General features: G+C 60.4%; 12 protein-coding genes. All 12 read right to left on the bottom strand.

The window, feature by feature from the left end:
- Window positions 1–2: 2 nt before the first annotated feature.
- The 12 genes from GBEM_RS10810 to GBEM_RS10865 all read right to left on the bottom strand — a co-directional run bounded on the left by GBEM_RS10810 (window position 3) and on the right by GBEM_RS10865 (window position 15,292).
- Window positions 3–893 carry a transporter gene (locus GBEM_RS10810; protein ID WP_012530593.1) on the bottom strand — a complete coding sequence of 297 codons (891 nt, stop codon included), beginning with the start codon at window positions 891–893 and terminating at the stop codon, window positions 3–5.
- 19 nt (window positions 894–912) lie between these two features.
- Window positions 913–1,455, bottom strand: coding sequence for a hypothetical protein (locus GBEM_RS10815; protein WP_012530594.1), 543 nt, complete (start codon window positions 1,453–1,455; stop codon window positions 913–915).
- Between the two features lie 411 nt (window positions 1,456–1,866).
- Window positions 1,867–3,216 carry a sigma-54-dependent transcriptional regulator gene (locus tag GBEM_RS10820; RefSeq protein ID WP_012530595.1) on the bottom strand — a complete coding sequence of 450 codons (1,350 nt, stop codon included), beginning with the start codon at window positions 3,214–3,216 and terminating at the stop codon, window positions 1,867–1,869.
- Window positions 3,213–4,451, bottom strand: a complete 1,239-nt coding sequence (locus GBEM_RS10825; protein ID WP_012530596.1) for a two-component system sensor histidine kinase NtrB — start codon at window positions 4,449–4,451, stop codon at window positions 3,213–3,215. The genes GBEM_RS10820 and GBEM_RS10825 overlap by 4 nt, the downstream gene beginning before the upstream one ends.
- A 61-nt stretch (window positions 4,452–4,512) precedes the next feature.
- Window positions 4,513–5,379, bottom strand: coding sequence for a GerMN domain-containing protein (locus tag GBEM_RS10830; protein WP_012530597.1), 867 nt, complete (start codon window positions 5,377–5,379; stop codon window positions 4,513–4,515).
- Window positions 5,380–5,895: 516 nt separating this feature from the next.
- On the bottom strand, window positions 5,896–6,378 hold the full coding sequence (locus GBEM_RS10835; RefSeq protein WP_012530598.1) for a hypothetical protein: 483 nt from the start codon (window positions 6,376–6,378) through the stop codon (window positions 5,896–5,898).
- 147 nt (window positions 6,379–6,525) lie between these two features.
- Window positions 6,526–9,663, bottom strand: a complete 3,138-nt coding sequence (locus tag GBEM_RS10840) for an efflux RND transporter permease subunit (RefSeq protein ID WP_012530599.1) — start codon at window positions 9,661–9,663, stop codon at window positions 6,526–6,528.
- Between the two features lie 190 nt (window positions 9,664–9,853).
- Window positions 9,854–11,224, bottom strand: coding sequence for an efflux RND transporter periplasmic adaptor subunit (locus GBEM_RS10845; RefSeq protein WP_012530600.1), 1,371 nt, complete (start codon window positions 11,222–11,224; stop codon window positions 9,854–9,856).
- A 26-nt stretch (window positions 11,225–11,250) separates the two neighbouring features.
- Window positions 11,251–12,522 (bottom strand): TolC family protein, encoded by a 1,272-nt coding sequence (locus GBEM_RS10850; protein ID WP_012530601.1) that lies wholly within the window; start codon window positions 12,520–12,522, stop codon window positions 11,251–11,253.
- Between the two features lie 306 nt (window positions 12,523–12,828).
- Complete coding sequence (locus tag GBEM_RS10855; RefSeq protein ID WP_012530602.1) at window positions 12,829–13,497, bottom strand: ABC transporter ATP-binding protein; 669 nt, start codon at window positions 13,495–13,497, stop codon at window positions 12,829–12,831.
- Between the two features lie 12 nt (window positions 13,498–13,509).
- Entirely contained in the window at window positions 13,510–14,670 is a 1,161-nt protein-coding gene (locus GBEM_RS10860; protein WP_012530603.1) for an ABC transporter permease, read from the bottom strand.
- 400 nt (window positions 14,671–15,070) lie between these two features.
- Window positions 15,071–15,292: a heavy metal-binding domain-containing protein gene (locus GBEM_RS10865; protein ID WP_012530604.1), complete on the bottom strand. Its 222-nt coding sequence runs from the start codon at window positions 15,290–15,292 to the stop codon at window positions 15,071–15,073.
- Window positions 15,293–15,295 lie beyond the last annotated feature (3 nt).

The following is a 15,295-nucleotide window of genomic DNA, read 5'->3' on the forward strand; positions in this document are numbered from 1 at the left end:
TCTTAGAAATCATGGTAGATGGCCAGCCCGACGCCATAGTCAGGGGAACTCCGGGTAATGCCCTTGGCGATATACCCGTCGATCCCGCTTTTGGCCCCGACCAGCATTTTCAATTTAAGTCTCAGCTCCAGCAGGTCGCTGGCTCCCTCTATGGGAGCACCGGCCGCTTTGATGAGCATCATGGGGAGAAACCTTTCTCCCAGTTGATAACCTGTTCCGGCGTTAAAGCTGAAGTAATCCTTGAGCGGCAAGACGGCAGAGGTGCCTTGAAAGGTGTAGCCTCCTTCCGCGAAGGAGTACCAGTTGCCGTACTGCTTGGAGAATTCCACTGCGAACCCCTCGTCGAATTCCCCGGTCCCCAGCATCTGCTCACGGTCGGCGGTCGGGAACTTGACGAAGAGGTAGGGGCGCACCCTTGGAACAAACTCCCCTTCCGGCACGAGGACGTACCCCCCCTTGAGGGTCAGGTCCCCTACCCCTTGGCGGGACTTCTTCGACACGGTGCTGCCGGAGGAGGTCCCTCCCCCGCTGCCACTGCCGGTTCCGGACATGGTGCCACCCGCTCCGGGCATTGCGGCCGCCTCCTTGCGCATCCCGGTCATCTGCCCTCCCCCTGGCCCCAGGAGGATGCCGGTGTTGACGGCTGAACTGCTCTGGTAGACGTACGGGATCTCCAGCAGGAACCCGAGCCGCTCAGAGGGATAGACCGCCAGCGTGAAGGGGACGTAGATGGAATCGGTCTTGGTGCCGAGACCGTACGAACCTGAGGCGAACTCGAAACCGACGCCGGTCGAGACCAATGGGCCTTCGGCACGCACCCCTCCCGGAGTCAGCAGGCAAAGTGCCTGCATCAGAACAACAAACATGATCCGGAAGGTTTTCAATCTGGTCATTCGCACTCCTGGGCCGCGATCAGCGCCTCATCATGCCGCCGCCACCCATCATTCCTCCGCCGCGCATGAACCCGCCGCCTTGGAATCCTATCCCGCCCCTCATCTGGGCTGCACCGGCGCTGCGTCCGGACCATGCCGGCTCGCCGCGATCGTTTCGTATTTCCACCTGTTTTCCGTTACTGCGGTTTACCAGCTTCTGCGTGAGGAGATAGGTTTTCCCGTCTTGCCCCTGGGCACGCGAACCCTTGGCGGTGATCTCGTCGTCGACTTTCACCGGGATGCCCTTTTTCTCCCAGAAGTTCTCCGGCCCGACGCTTAGGTTCACCGTCTCCGATCCGCTCTCGATCTCGATGAGATACTGCCCGTTTTCAGCAAGCCGCGGCGACTCAGTCACCCGCCCGGAGAACGTCCCGACCGTGTTCAGATCGTACCCACGGCTGAAATCGAGGCCGCTCTTCCCCTTGACTTCTGAGCCGAAGCCGAAAAAACCGGCGTTTGCCTGGCCCAGAAGCTGGCAGTTCAACAGCACTGCGCATATGAGGATGAGGGAAAAACGTTTCATTACCATTGACTCCGCATGGGTCAGACGCGATACCGCTAGCAGGACCCGCGCCGTCCTGCCCCTCGCCTGACCGCAACCATTACCAGATGTGATGCAACCCGCAGCAACCCGACAAAGCCAGAAACGTTGCCGCCAAAAGCGCCGCTGCCATTAAACCCTTCATGCTAACTCCCCCTTTTGTACCAGTGAGGCAGACCGGTCGGAGGGAGTTCCTTCCGCCTGCATCCCGATACCTCTCTATTGATGATTCCCTGCGTCGCCGCGTGACTTACCAGTAGTTATCACACTTCGTGCCAATTCGCCTGTAATAGGCAAGTGGCTGATTTAGCAGGAGACCAACAGCAAAGGGCGCTCGCGCCAAGGGGGAAATGGTGCAATCCTTTGCACTCGGGCGACGCGGATTTGCACCGGTCAGCTTTCGTCAAGAAAGCCGTAATCCTTGAGCTTGTACTGCAGGGTCCGCCGCGATACCCCGAGTTCCTCGGCAGCCAGGCGCCGGTTGCCGTGATGCTTCTTGATCGCCTCTGCGATGATCTCCCTCTCCGCCGACTTCAGCCTCTCGCGGCTATCGAGGGCATCCGGCTCGGGCGTGCGCAGCATTTCCTCCGGGAGGGCGGATAGCCCCACCTTTTCCCTGGAGAGGATGACGGCCCGCTCCATTACGTTTTGCAGCTCCCTGATGTTGCCGGGCCAGCGGTACCTTTCCAGGGCGGCGAGGGCGTCGGCGTCGATCCCTTTCAAGGTTTTGCCAGTCTGACTACTGAAGCGTTGCATGAAGTATCTGCTCAAAACCGGCACCGCATCGCCCCTTTCCCGCAATGGAGGGAGCTGCACCGGGAATACGTTGAGGCGGTAGTAAAGGTCCTCGCGGAAGCGGCGCTCCCTGACCTCCTCGCGCAGGTTACGGTTGGTCGCCGCGATCAGCCGGACGTCGGCCTTGATCTCTTTGGTCCCTCCCACCCTCTCGAAGACGCGCTCCTGGATCACCCGCAGGAGCTTGGCCTGCAGGGCAAGCGGCATCTCCCCGATCTCGTCCAGCAGGATGGTTCCGCCCCGGGCCAGTTCGAATTTCCCCTGCCTCGCCTGCACCGCACCGGTGAAAGCCCCCTTCTCGTGCCCGAAAAGCTCGCTTTCCAGAAGGGTTTCCGGGATGGCGGCGCAGTTTAGCGCGACGAAGCCGGCCTCCCGGCGGGAACTCAGCTGATGAATGGTCCTTGCGACCAATTCCTTTCCCGTTCCGCTCTCGCCGAAGACGAGGACGTTCGCCATGGTGCCTGCCACGTCGTGTACCAGCTTGCGCACGGGGGCCATGGCTTGGCCGGCGAAGATGAGATCCTCCGGCGGCAGCCCGGCTACCTCGCACTGCTTGAGGGAGAGATAGTCGCGCTCCCGGAGCTGTTCCTCGATGACGTGCCGCACCAGGCGGAGCAGCACATCCGGATCCTGCAGCGGCTTGGTGAGGAAGTCGACCGCCCCTTCCTTGATGGCGGCGACGGCTTCTCCGACCTTCCCGTAGGCGGTCAGGAAGATGAACTGCGGCGCGGCTGGATCGTTGCGCGTCTCACGAAAGAGGTCGAGGCCGCTTTTGCCGGGGAGCTTCAGGTCGGAGACCACCACGTCGTAGCTTCCCTGCTTCAGCAGACGAAGCGCATTTTCGCCATCGGCGGCGGTCTTTACCTGGTGCCCGTCGTCCTGCAGCACTGTCTCCAGAAAAGCGCGGAAGGTGCCGTCATCCTCGACCACCAGAATGTTTCCTTTCATGTCTGCTCCTTGTCCGCGGGGAGCAAAGGCAAGGCGAGGGTCACCGTGGTCCCCTCCCCTATCCTGCTCTCCAACCCGATGGTTCCGCCGTGCTCTTCGATCACCTTTTTGCAAAGGGCGAGTCCCAGCCCGGTTCCCCTGGCCCTTGTGGTGAAGAATGGCTCGAAGACCTTGGGAAGGTCCGCCTCCGCTATCCCCTGCCCGGTATCCTTGATGCTGATTTGCGCTTGTCCCCCGGCCGAGGCGCACGCTATTTCCAGTACGCCCCCTGCGTCCATCGCCTGCAGCGCGTTTTTACCCAGGTTGAGGAGCGTCTGCTCGATCCGGTCCCTGTTTCCCATCACGAAGAAGGAGCAGGTGCTGCTGCAGCAAACGGATACCTCGCGCTCGACTGCCTCCGGGGCCAGGAGCGAGAGGGTGTTGTCGATCAGTTCGCCCAGGTCGAAGGGCGCCCGCTGTGCTCCGTCGCCGGCGGCATAGGCCAAAAGGTCGTTAACCAGCGCCTCCAGCCGCACCACCTCGGTGACGATGTTTTGTGCGAAGGCGGCGTTGCGTGCCTCCTGCGGCTTTTTGGCGATCACCTGGGCGAACCCCTTGATGCCGGCAAGAGGGTTCCTGATTTCGTGGGCCAGGAGCGCCCCCATTTCGCCCAGCTTGGCTAGGTTCACCTTGCGCGTCATTTCGGCCTGGTGCAGTTCTTCCCTGCGGGCATAGCGGAAAAGGCCGAGACTAAGGAGCCAACCTGTCGCAATCAGCGCAAGCATTACGGTCAGGTTCAGCTTGGCGCTGCGCACGACAGCATCGGCGCGATAGGTGTGCAGGGTGAGATGAAGGGAGAGAATTTCGCCGTTTAAGTTGATGGGAGTTGTTACCAGGAATGCCTGCTCACCCGTCCCCAGGGCGACTCGCGACTCGGATCGCTCAAGTTTTGGTGCAGCTTTGCGTTCGGCTTCCGGCAGGGAGGCACCGATCAGGTCCGGGTTCGAATGGAAGCGGAAACGGCCCTGGCTGTCCACCAGGGCGAAGTAGGCGATATCGTTAGTGCGGAATTTGGCAAGGCTGGCAAGGTTCGGGTCGTTAACCGCGAGGTTCTCGATGGCGGAGGTAAGCGTGAGGGCGAGTCCGCGCAGGTTCTCCTGGGCGATGGGGCCGGCCTGGCGGTAGTTGTAGAGGGTGAACCAAAGCAGGGAACAGGTTGCGAATATTCCGATTATCAGCGTCGCTTTTCTGAACATTCGCTTCCCGTAGCCCATTTTTCAGGCTGCCGCTCAAAAACCGCGTCTTTCACTGTTTCCATCAATGCTCCCGCACTTCGAGCATCATCTCCGTTTGCCCGGAAGAGTTACGTCCTATCTTATCGGTCACATTCCAGCGCACTTGAACCGGCAATCCCGCGCTGAACTTGGCCGGGTTCTTCGGTTTGAGCACCCCCGCCATGTCGAAGACGGAGTGGAAGATCTCACCCTCGAAAGGCTTGCCGTCGGCATCCAGAAGCCTGAGTTCCTTTATCTGCACCGGCCGGTCGAAGAAGGCGTCGACCTCTTCCACCGTGGCCGCCCCTTTTTCCTTCATCCCGGTTACGCTCAGCAAACGAGGCGGAGCAAGCGGCAGCACTACGGATTCGTCCGCCTTTTGCGCCTGCTTGTCCGTGGTCGCCGGCGCACCTTCGACCTGAAGGGCTACCTGCCCTACCCCTTCGAACTGCTTCAGCGTCAAAACCACCGCGTTCACAAGCCCCAGATCGGTGCGGGCGGCGGCGAGCTCCTTGCTGAAGACGGCAGTGACCGACCCGCCGGACTGCTGCAGGTCGAGCAACCGGGCTCCAGCGGGAAACGGCTGCGCGATCTCGCCCTGGTAGCTCTTGAGATCCCCAAGGCCGCCGATGAGCTTCGCCAGCGCCACCTTCTTCAGGCTCGCCTCGTCGAAGCTGAAGAACGGGAAGGGAAGCACCTTGCCCGGCTGTTTCGCCGAGGGGAAGTAGATGACGAAAGCGTAGGCGGTCCCCTTCTCGACTGACGGAGCCGGTCCGAACTCCTTCACGAAGGCCTTGGTCGCCTTTACTGAGCCCGGCTTTTCAGCTTTAGCCGGCTGCCGTTCGGAAGAGTTGCAGGCGGCAAGGGCCGTTATGACAAGAATGAGGATGAAGCTCCGCAGGTAGCGCATCGTGGTTTCCTCGCTCGGCATTGAGGAGGAAACCTTGCTCCTTATGCCGGTAGAATTTACATATATCGGAATGAATATGCAAGTGGATTAAAAAGCAAATCTCCGCTGTCCCCCCTTCGCAGAGCTACCGCTTCGGGGGGGAGGCCCCACTTCGCGAAGGGGCATCGGAAAATACCGGGGAAAGCCGCTCTTGGTCCCCCTCCCCTTGCGGGAGGGGGTTAGGGGGTGGGGGTAGGTGCCACCTTTTGAGCTGCTGGCAAGTTCACCCACCTCCCTTGCCCCCTCCCGTCAAGGGAGGGGGAGAGCTCGAAACGGCTTGATTAAGTAGTGCAAATACGTATCTGGACAGTGCTGCCCTGTCCCCCTTCGCAAAGGGGGGTGACGTTTGGGCTCCCTAGCCTTTCAATGAAACGGCTCGGTAAAGCAGAAAGGGGATCTGCTGCTTTATCCGTAGTCCAAAAAGATACAGCAGCCTATCCCCTTTCCGGGTGCGGCGTTGACAAAAAGCGGCGATGGCTACTTAACGGTGTACCAGAACTTGGAGCTGCGCACCTGGCCATCTTTCAGCTTGAACTTGCACATGATGCCGTACTTCCCTTTTTTGGAAAGGTCGAAGTCGGCGCCGAAATGCCCCTGCATCCCCATCAGCTCCTTGGTCTGCTCGGACTTGTCCGGGCCCTGAAGCTTCAGCTTCACTTCCCCTTCGGTGAGCGCCTTGCCTGTCTTCGCGTCTTTGAACTCGGCGGCGATGTGATGGGTCTCTTTCATCCCCTTGGGCATCTCCATCTTCATCGCTTTCATATGCTCTTTCATGCTCATGACCTTGTAGGTGGCCTTGACGCCGTTGACTACCTCTTCGTGCGCGACGTCTCCGCTGCCGTGCTCCATGTTCATGGAACCGTGGTCCATATTCATGGCGCCATGATCCATGGCTGCAATGGAGGCCACCGGTGCAGAGAGAGCGAATGCTGCTGCGATAAGGACGACAAGCTTTTTCATGTTTTCATTCTCCTTTGAGTGGGAAATCTCATGCTCTAATAGCATGTGCTGTGCCAGGCTCTTAACTATTCATTTTACCGACTTTGAGGCGGCAAGGTACCGCTGCCGCTGTCGAATATGCTACGACGGCCGTGGGATATTCTTCTTTCAGTGCTTCATCCCCGAGTACTTGAGTTTACCTTTCTTCAGGTCGTGCTTCTTCATCAGAACGAAGATAACCGGGGTCATGATGAGAACGTGGACGGCCGAAGAGATCATCCCCCCTATCATGGGCGCGGCGATCGGTTTCATCACGTCGGCGCCGGTGCCTGTCGACCACATGATCGGGACCAGGCCCAAGAGGGCGACGGCGACGGTCATGAGTTTCGGGCGCAGCCTCAGTACCGCCCCCTCGAAGGTGGCGTCATAGATATCCTGTTCCGTGACCGGCCCTTTGAGGAGCTTCTTGTCTAGCGCCTCGTGCAGGTAGATGACCATTACCACCCCTGTCTCGACGGCTATCCCATAGAGGGCGATAAACCCGACCCAGACCGCAACGGACATGTTGTAGCCGAGCAGCTTGACCAGGTAGACGCCGCCGACCAGCGCGAACGGTACCGAGAGCATGACCATGCTCGCCTCCAAGGCCGAGTGGAAGGTGAAAAAGAGCAGGATGAAGATGATCAGGATACCGGCAGGCACCAGCATCTGGAGGCGCGCCTTGGCCCGCACCTGGTTCTCCCACTGGCCGGACCAGGCGACGTAGTATCCCGGGGGGAGCTTCAGCTGCTTTTCCAGCACGGTCTTGGCCTCGTTGACGAAGCCGCCCATGTCGCGCCCCCTGACGTTCAGGAAGACGATGGAGCGGAGCAACCCTCCCTCGCTGTTGATCTCAGGCGCGCCGGTGGAGACCTTGAGCTTCGTCACCAGGGAGAGCGGCACTTGGGCCCCCCCCATCCCTGAGACGAGGATGCGCTGTATGGAGGGGATGTCGCTGCGCATCTCCCGCATGTAGCGAAGCCGGATGGGGAAGCGGTTGCGCCCCTGCACCGCGGTGGAGAGCATCTCTCCTCCAAGAGCTGTCGAGATCACCTCCTGGATGTCGCCGACGTTCACCCCGTAACGGGCGGCCGCCTCGCGGTCGATGTCGATGTCGATGTAATTGCCGCCGGTGACGCGCTCCGCCACGACATCCGCAGCGCCCGGGACCGTCTTCAGTATCCCCTCGGCCTGCACCGCCAGGTCTTTCAGCACGTTGAGGTCGGCGCCGAAGATCTTGACGCCCAAGTCGGTACGGACCCCCGTGGAGAGCATGTTGATCCGGTTGATGATGGGCTGGGTCCAGCCGTTCCTGACCCCTATCTGCTGCAGTTTCGAGTCAAGTTCGGAAACGATGTCCGCCTTGGTCACCCCCGCGCGCCACTTGTCCTTGGGTTTCAGGATGATGATGCTCTCGAACATGGAGACCGGCGCGGGGTCGGTCGAGGTCTCGGCGCGCCCCACCTTGCCCAGCACGTGCTCCACCTCGGGTACGCTCTTGATCACTGTGTCCTGCACCTGAATCAGGCGCTTCGCCTCGTTGATGGAGACGTTGGGGAGCGTCACCGGCATGTAGAGGAGCGACCCCTCGTCGAGGGGGGGCATGAACTCGCTGCCGATGCTCATGAACATGGGGATGGCGATGGCGAGCGCCACGACGTTCAGCGCGATGGTGGTCTTCTTCCACTTGAGCACCCACCTGATGATCGGGGAGTACATCTTGATGAAGAAGGTGGAGACCGGGTTGGAGCTTTCCGGCGGCATCTTCCCGCGCATCAGGAAGTACATGAGCACCGGCACGAGCGTTATGGCGATGAAGGCCGACCCCATCATGGAGAAGGTCTTGGTGAAGGCCAGCGGGTGGAACATCTTTCCTTCCTGCCCTTCGAGCAGGAACACCGGCACGAAGGAGAGGATGATGATGGCCAAAGAGAAGAAGATGGCACGCCCTACCTGCTTGGCCGAGGCGATGATCACATCAAGACGCTTTTCCTTGCGCTCCTCGGGGGGCATCTCGGAGAGGTGGCGGTAGCAGTTCTCCACCATGATGACGCCGGCGTCGACCAAGACGCCGATGGCGATGGCGATGCCGCCAAGGGACATGATGTTCGAGCTGACCCCCATGAGCTTCATGGTGATGAAGGAGATGAGCACCGCGATAGGAAGCGTCAGCACGATGACCAATGCGCTCTGGAAATGGAGCAGGAAGACGAGGATCACCAGCGACACTACGATGGATTCCTCGACCAGCGAATGCTTCAGCGTGTCGATGGCCCGCTCGATGAGGTCGCTGCGGTCGTATGAGACCATGATCTTGACGCCGGGGGGAAGCCCTTTCTCCAAGGAGACTATCTTCTCCTTGACCCGGTCGATGACGTCCTTGGCGTTCTCGCCGTAGCGCATGACCACGATGCCGCCCACGGCCTCGCCTTCGCCGTTCATGTCCAGCATGCCGCGGCGGATGGCGCCGCCGAGTTGCACGGTGCCCAAGTTCTTCACGTAGATCGGGGTGCCGCGCATGTCGGCGCCGACCACGATGTTTTCCAGGTCCGCGGTCGATTTCACGTAGCCGCGGCCGCGGATGAGGAACTCGGCGTCGGCCTGTTCCAGGAGCCTGCCGCCGACGTCGTTGTTGGACTTCTTGATGGCGTCGGCCACCTGGGAGACCTTGATGTTGTAGGCGAACAGGCGGTTCGGGTCGAGGTCTACCTGGTACTCGCGCACGAAGCCGCCGATGGAAGCGACTTCGGCAACGCCCGGGACCGTGTTCAGCTGGTAGCGGACGAACCAGTCCTGCAAGGTGCGCAACTGCTCCAGGTCGTACCCCTTCCCTTCCAGCGTGTACCAGAATACGTGACCCACCCCGGTGCCGTCGGGGCCAAGGGTCGGCACCACCCCCGAAGGAAGCAGCGACGCCGCGTAATTGAGGCGTTCGAGGACGCGGGTTCTGGCCCAGTAGATGTCCGCCTTGTCCTCGAAGATCACGTAGATCATGGAGAAGCCGAAGGCCGAGGAGGCGCGCACGGCGCGGACTTGCGGCAGCCCTTGCAGGTTAACAGCCAGCGGGTAGGTTACCTGGTCCTCGACCACCTGCGGCGACCGGCCGGGGTAGTCGGTGAAGACGATGACCTGGTTGTCCGAAAGGTCGGGAATCGCGTCGACCGGCGTCTTGTAGACGGACCAGACGCCCCAGGCGATGATCAGGGCGAACAGCATCAGGATGATGACGCGGTTTCGGGCGGAATATTCGATGATTTTCTCAATCATTTGAAACCTCAGTGGTCAATGCATTTAATTGCCAGGCATGTCCCCCCTCCCCTTGCGGGAGGGGTTAGGGGGTGGGGGCAGGTGCCACCATTGCGGTGCTGGCAGGTTCACCCACCCCCCCAGCCCGCTCCCATCAAGGGATGGGGAGAGCTGGAGGCTGCTTGATGTTCAGTGCGAAAAATACCTCTTGCTACATTTTCATGTCATCCATGTTCATGCCGCCGCCCTTCTTGGGGGCGGCCGGAGCAACGGCTCCGGGGGCTGTGCCGCCGGGAGCTTTCGCTCCTCCTGCGTGCCCTTCGTGGCCGCCGCCACCGCTCCCTGCCGAGAGCTGCGACTCGGAATCGATCAGATAACCGCCGGAAGCCGCGACCTTGTCCCCCCGCTTCAAGCCGGAGAGGATCTGTACCTTGTCCCCCACCCGCGCGCCAACCTGCACGTCGCGCGGCTCGAACATGCCGGGCTGCGACTCCACCCAGACGACCTGGCGCTTGCCGGTGTCCATCAGCGCCGTCGCCGGCACCACCAGCGTGTTGCCAAGCGGCGCCTTGATCTGGGCGTTGACGAACATGTCGGTCTTGAGCTTCAAGCCGGGGTTCGCCAGGTCCACCCTGACCTTGACGGTACGGGTCTTGGGATCGAGGAAGGGATAGATGAAGCTGACCCGCCCGGAGAAGGTCTTGCCAGGATACGACTGGGAAAGTATCTCGACCCTCTGTCCCACCTTCACGAAGGCGAACTCATTCTCGTACACCTCGACCTCGACCCAGACGCTGGAGAGGTCGGCGATGCTGAAAAGGGGCTCCCCCATGTTCACGTACTGCCCTTCCTGGACCATCTTTTCGATCACCACACCGGAGAGGGGGGTGTAAATGGGGAGCTTTATGTTGGGATGTCCGGCCTTCTCCAGCCCTGCAATCTGCTCGTCCCTCACCCCCATGAGCTTCAGCCTCTGGCGGGCGGAAGAAACGAGCCCGTCTCCCCCTTGGGAGATCGCCTGTATGGAGGATTTCTGGAACTGCTCGCGGCTCTTCAGGGCTAGGAGATACTCCTGCTGCGCGGCTACCAGATCGGGAGAGTAGATCTCTGCTACCGGTCGCCCCTTGGAAACGTAGGCGCCGACTGTGTTGACGAGGAGCTTGTCGATGCGCCCCGCCACCCAGGCCGTGACCTTCGCCTGTCTGGACTGGTCGTACTGCACGATGCCGACCGCGTTAATCTCTTTGGAGAGAGGTGCAAAATCGGCCGGAACGGTCGCCACGTTGGCCATGACCGCCTGGGTGGGAGAGAGTGAGACGTGCCCCAGCATCTTCTGCTCCTGGGCGCTCGCCTGGGCTCCCTCGACCTTCTTGATCAACTGCATGCCGCAGATGGGGCAGGTTCCCGGCTTGTCCTTGATGATGAAGGGGTGCATCGCGCAGGTGTAGAGCACCGGCCCCTGCGCCGCCTTGTCTTTAGCTGCGGGGGGATTTTTCTTCTGTGCCAGGTAATAGCCGCCGCCGGCAACGGCGGCCACCAGGATAACGACAATCGGGATTGCAACCTTGACACTTTGTTTCATATCAATACCTCGTGGTCGGGATTTTTTTAGAGTTCTTTGCCGATCAGCGCCTCTAGCTGCGCCAGCTTCATCTGGTAGTCGGCCATCGAGTCGTAGTACTCCCGCTCGTAGTTGAACAGGGTGACCCGGTTGTCGAGCAGGGTCAGGAAGTCCACCTTGTTGACCCGGTAGCCGATCACCGCGCTTTCCAGCGACTCGGACGCCTGCGGGATGATCCCGGAGCTGTAGAGGTCGACGAGCTTCTTGCGGCGGTCCATCTGCGCCAGCAGGTCGGCGATGCCGGCGGTGATAGTGTTCTTAACCCCGGCTAGTTCCTCACCGGCCATGGTTATCTCGGAGGAGGACTCGGCCACCATCGCCTGGCGCCGCTCCTTCTGGATCGGGAGGTTGAAGGTCACCCCGAGCGAGTACATGTCGGAGCCGTCGCTCCCCATCGCTCTTTGCCGCTGCATGTATTCGAAGGAGACGTTGAAGTCGGGATAGGATTCCTTCCGGGCAAGTTCGTGCCCCGCCCTCCCCTTTTCGATCTGGGCCCTGAGCGCTTTCAGCTGCGGGCGGTTTGCTTCGGCCGTGCCCCAAAGCTGCTCTGGGGTCTGACTGAGCGGGGTGAGCTTGAAGTCGGCGACCCGCCCGACCGGCGTGGACTGCGGACGGTTCAAAAGCGAGTTGAGGTTCGCCTCCAGGCTCCTTCTCTGCTGTTCCAAGGTGATCTTCATGTCTAGCATGCGCGAGCGCTCCAGGAGCGCCTTGTAGATATCCTGCTGCGCCCCCTGCCCCACCGAGTACTTGGTCTGCGCCAGCGTAATGAAGTCGTCGATGATCTTGATGTTTTTATCGAGGATGCCAAGCGATTTGTCGGTGAAGTAGATCTGGTAGTAGGCCTCCTTCACCATCCGGGTCAGCTCGAGTTTGCGCTCCTCGATGCTCCAGCGGTAGGTTTCAGCCTCCTTGGAGGCGATCTCCTCCTTGAGCTTCCTCTTGCCGGCGAAGGGGAGTTGCTGGCTGATGCCGATCACCTTTTGGGTCATGCTGTCCGCAGTGAAACTAAGCGGGTTGGTAACGATGCCGTTCTGGATCTTCAACATGAGCATCGGGTCTTCCAGCGCCCCCGCCTGGGCAGCCCGGCTTCGGTACATCTGCCAGCGCGCGGCGGAGGACTTCAATTCCGGGTTGTTGGCAAGCGCGTTTTCGATGAGAGACGAGAGGTTTTCTACGGGCGGGGCCGGCTCGGCGTGGGTCGTTGCGACCGGAAGAAAGAGAGCCAGCAATAGGTAGAACGATAAAAGCCGGTGTTTCATGATGACTCCAGGATCTATAACAGTAGGTGCGACTATTAAGAGCAGGAACTGTGCCGGATGGGCAAGTTGTTGTTTTTGAATAGTTTTGCTTTAGTCTGAAAGCTGTACCAGAAGGATATTCCGCAGTAACAGTTGAATATTATACATGTTGAGGCCGATGTCGCAGTACATGGTCAATATTTCTTGTCGGATAAAAAAGAAAAATCTGAAAGAACTTTGGCTCTTGTCACAGCCAGCATTCTCCAGATCTTCCTTGTGACGCAACTTTGGTGTATCCGTCCTGACTGCTCCAGACGAATGTGAGCCTTATGCGCTGATCAGGCCGTCTCTCAAGCTTATGGTCCTATCGGAGTAAGCGCCGTTTTCCGGGTTATGAGTGACCATCACCACGGTCTGGCCCGCCTCATTCAGTTGCCGGAATAGCGCCATGACTTCCTCGCTGGTTTTGGAGTCAAGATTTCCAGTCGGCTCGTCCGCCAGCAGGATGTGCGGGTTGTTCACTATGGCGCGGGCGATGGCGACCCTTTCCTGCTCGCCGCCGGAGAGCTGGTTAGGGAGCCGGTCCGCTTTGCCGCCAAGCCCTACACGCTCCAGAGCAGTGCGGGCGGCGTCCTTCTTTGCTGCAGTGCTCATCTTGACGATGGCGAGCGGCAGCATCACGTTCTCCAGCGCGGTCAGATACTGGATCAGGTGGAAGGACTGGAAGACGAAACCCAGGTTCTGCGCACGGAAATCGGCCAGTTTCTCGCTGGGAAGCTGGTAGAGCTTCACCCCCGCCATCTCCACCTCGCCGCTGGTGGGATGGTTCATCCCCCCCAGGACCGACAGGAGCGTGCTCTTGCCGGAGCCGGACTGCCCCATGATGGTGATGAACTCACCCGCCTCGATGCTGATGTCCACGCCGCGCAGGGCCTCGACCATGTCCGACCCGGTCTGATACTGCTTCTTCACATCCTTGATCTCAATGAGTGCCATATTTTCCTCTTTTTAAAGAGCCCTGAGGGCCTCGGTCGGATCCATCTTGCTGGCGTGCAGCGCAGGGTAAAGGCTCGCCACGAGGCCGAGCAGGATGGCCAGGCCGACCGAGCCGAAGGCGACAGTGCTGTCCCAGACCAACTGCGCGTTCTTGGTTTCCGCCATGAAGGGGAGCGCCAGCTTCGCCCCGCCCATCCCTGCGGCGTAGCCTAAGAGCCCTGCCAGGAGGCTTACCAGTGCTGCCTCCAGGAGGATGATGCGCATGATGTGGCTCTTGCGGAAACCGATGGCACGGAAGACGCCGATCTCGGTGGTGCGCTCGTTGACGCTGCCCATCATGGTGACGAAGACGATGAGCGAGCCGATGAAGACGACGACCGCGGCCATGGCGTAGGAGAAGCGCTTGAAGTGGTCCAGCGCCTTCAGCCGCCCTTCGACCACCTGCTGGATGGCGGAGACTTTGGTATCGGGGAGCTTCTCGGCGATCTGGGTCACCATGTCGCCGATGGGGCAGCCCGAGCAAAGCGCAGCCACCTCGGCCATGGTGATCTTTCCTTCTTTGCCCAGGAGTTTCTGTGCCTTGGGGAGCGAGGCGAAGACCAGCGAGTCGTCCTGCGAGCCGGTCTGGTTCAGTACGCCGGCGACCTTGAAGGTTTCGCCCTTGATCTGGATGCTGTCGCCCGAGCTGGCGTTGAGGACGTTGGAGGCGTCGCTACCCAGGAGAAGCTCGTGGTCCCCCTTGGGGGCGTTGCCGAAGATCTGCCACCACTGTTTCATCTTCAGTTCGCTGGCGAAGTCCACGCCGACCAGCAGCACGTCGTGACTGCCGATCTTGACTCCGCCCAGGACCTTGGGAGAGATGGCCGAGATGTTCTTATGGTTCTTGATGGTGCGGATCTGCGCCAGGTCCTCTTCCTTGATCTCGCGCTGGTCGAAGGTAACCCCGCCCAGGCTGATGCCGCCGTAGTTCATGGAGAGGCCGTTACTCTGGGGAGTGACCAGGATGTTGGCGCCGAACTCGTCCATTTTGCGCTCGATGTCCGTGGACATCGACCTGGTGAGGGTCACCAGGGTGACGATGGTGGCGATCCCGACCATGAGGCCGATGGTGAGAAAGGCCATCTTTGCCTTGCGGCGCTTCAGATTGTTGATTGATATCGTGTGCAGTTTCATCGTGTCTCCGTGTAACGGATGTTAAATGGTTCCCCGTCCCTGCCTTCTCAGGCTTCAAGCTCCCTCACCCCGACCCTCTCCCATAGGGCGAGGGAGAGTTGGAGGAGTCCATCCCCTCTCCCACTGGGAGAGGGTGCCCGCAGGGCGGGCCTGCCCACCGTAGCGCTTCAGCGCGAAGGTGGGTGAGGGAGATGCCGCGGAGCCAACCCATTAACCCCGCAGCACCCCTCTATCAACGACTACGGCATGATCTTTATCAATTGTCGTGCCAAGGATCACCGCAGAGGTAACGCCGTGATACCACGTAGGTCTACAGCCCGCAACCGACGGGTAGCCGGACTGGGCGGGGGGAATATTCTACGGGCCGCAGCAGAATATTCCACAGCTCCGGATATCCCTGCTACTTCCCGACCTCGTCGCTTCTGACCAGCTTCATGCCGCAGATGGAGCAATCGGCGGTCGGGTCGTTGCTGGTGATCCAGGGGTGCATCGGGCAGGCGTAAAGCCCACCCTTCTCTTTCGCACTAGCATGCCCGGCTTCTTTCTTGCCGAAAAAGAACCAGAGGTTGAGCGCGATGAGCGCCGCCCCGGCGATAGTGACTGTTATCTGGGTCAGGTCCATTCT

This window comes from Citrifermentans bemidjiense Bem, from assembly GCF_000020725.1.
Lineage (GTDB): Bacteria > Desulfobacterota > Desulfuromonadia > Geobacterales > Geobacteraceae > Geomonas > Geomonas bemidjiensis.

Coding starts and splice junctions, on each gene's coding strand:
- GBEM_RS10840 (WP_012530599.1), bottom strand. CDS start 9,663: ATGATTGAGAAAATCATCGAATATTCCGCCCGAAACCGCGTCATCATC.
- GBEM_RS10855 (WP_012530602.1), bottom strand. CDS start 13,497: ATGGCACTCATTGAGATCAAGGATGTGAAGAAGCAGTATCAGACCGGG.
- GBEM_RS10835 (WP_012530598.1), bottom strand. CDS start 6,378: ATGAAAAAGCTTGTCGTCCTTATCGCAGCAGCATTCGCTCTCTCTGCA.
- GBEM_RS10850 (WP_012530601.1), bottom strand. CDS start 12,522: ATGAAACACCGGCTTTTATCGTTCTACCTATTGCTGGCTCTCTTTCTT.
- GBEM_RS10815 (WP_012530594.1), bottom strand. CDS start 1,455: ATGAAACGTTTTTCCCTCATCCTCATATGCGCAGTGCTGTTGAACTGC.
- GBEM_RS10825 (WP_012530596.1), bottom strand. CDS start 4,451: ATGTTCAGAAAAGCGACGCTGATAATCGGAATATTCGCAACCTGTTCC.
- GBEM_RS10830 (WP_012530597.1), bottom strand. CDS start 5,379: ATGCGCTACCTGCGGAGCTTCATCCTCATTCTTGTCATAACGGCCCTT.
- GBEM_RS10820 (WP_012530595.1), bottom strand. CDS start 3,216: ATGAAAGGAAACATTCTGGTGGTCGAGGATGACGGCACCTTCCGCGCT.
- GBEM_RS10860 (WP_012530603.1), bottom strand. CDS start 14,670: ATGAAACTGCACACGATATCAATCAACAATCTGAAGCGCCGCAAGGCA.
- GBEM_RS10845 (WP_012530600.1), bottom strand. CDS start 11,224: ATGAAACAAAGTGTCAAGGTTGCAATCCCGATTGTCGTTATCCTGGTG.
- GBEM_RS10865 (WP_012530604.1), bottom strand. CDS start 15,292: ATGGACCTGACCCAGATAACAGTCACTATCGCCGGGGCGGCGCTCATC.
- GBEM_RS10810 (WP_012530593.1), bottom strand. CDS start 893: ATGACCAGATTGAAAACCTTCCGGATCATGTTTGTTGTTCTGATGCAG.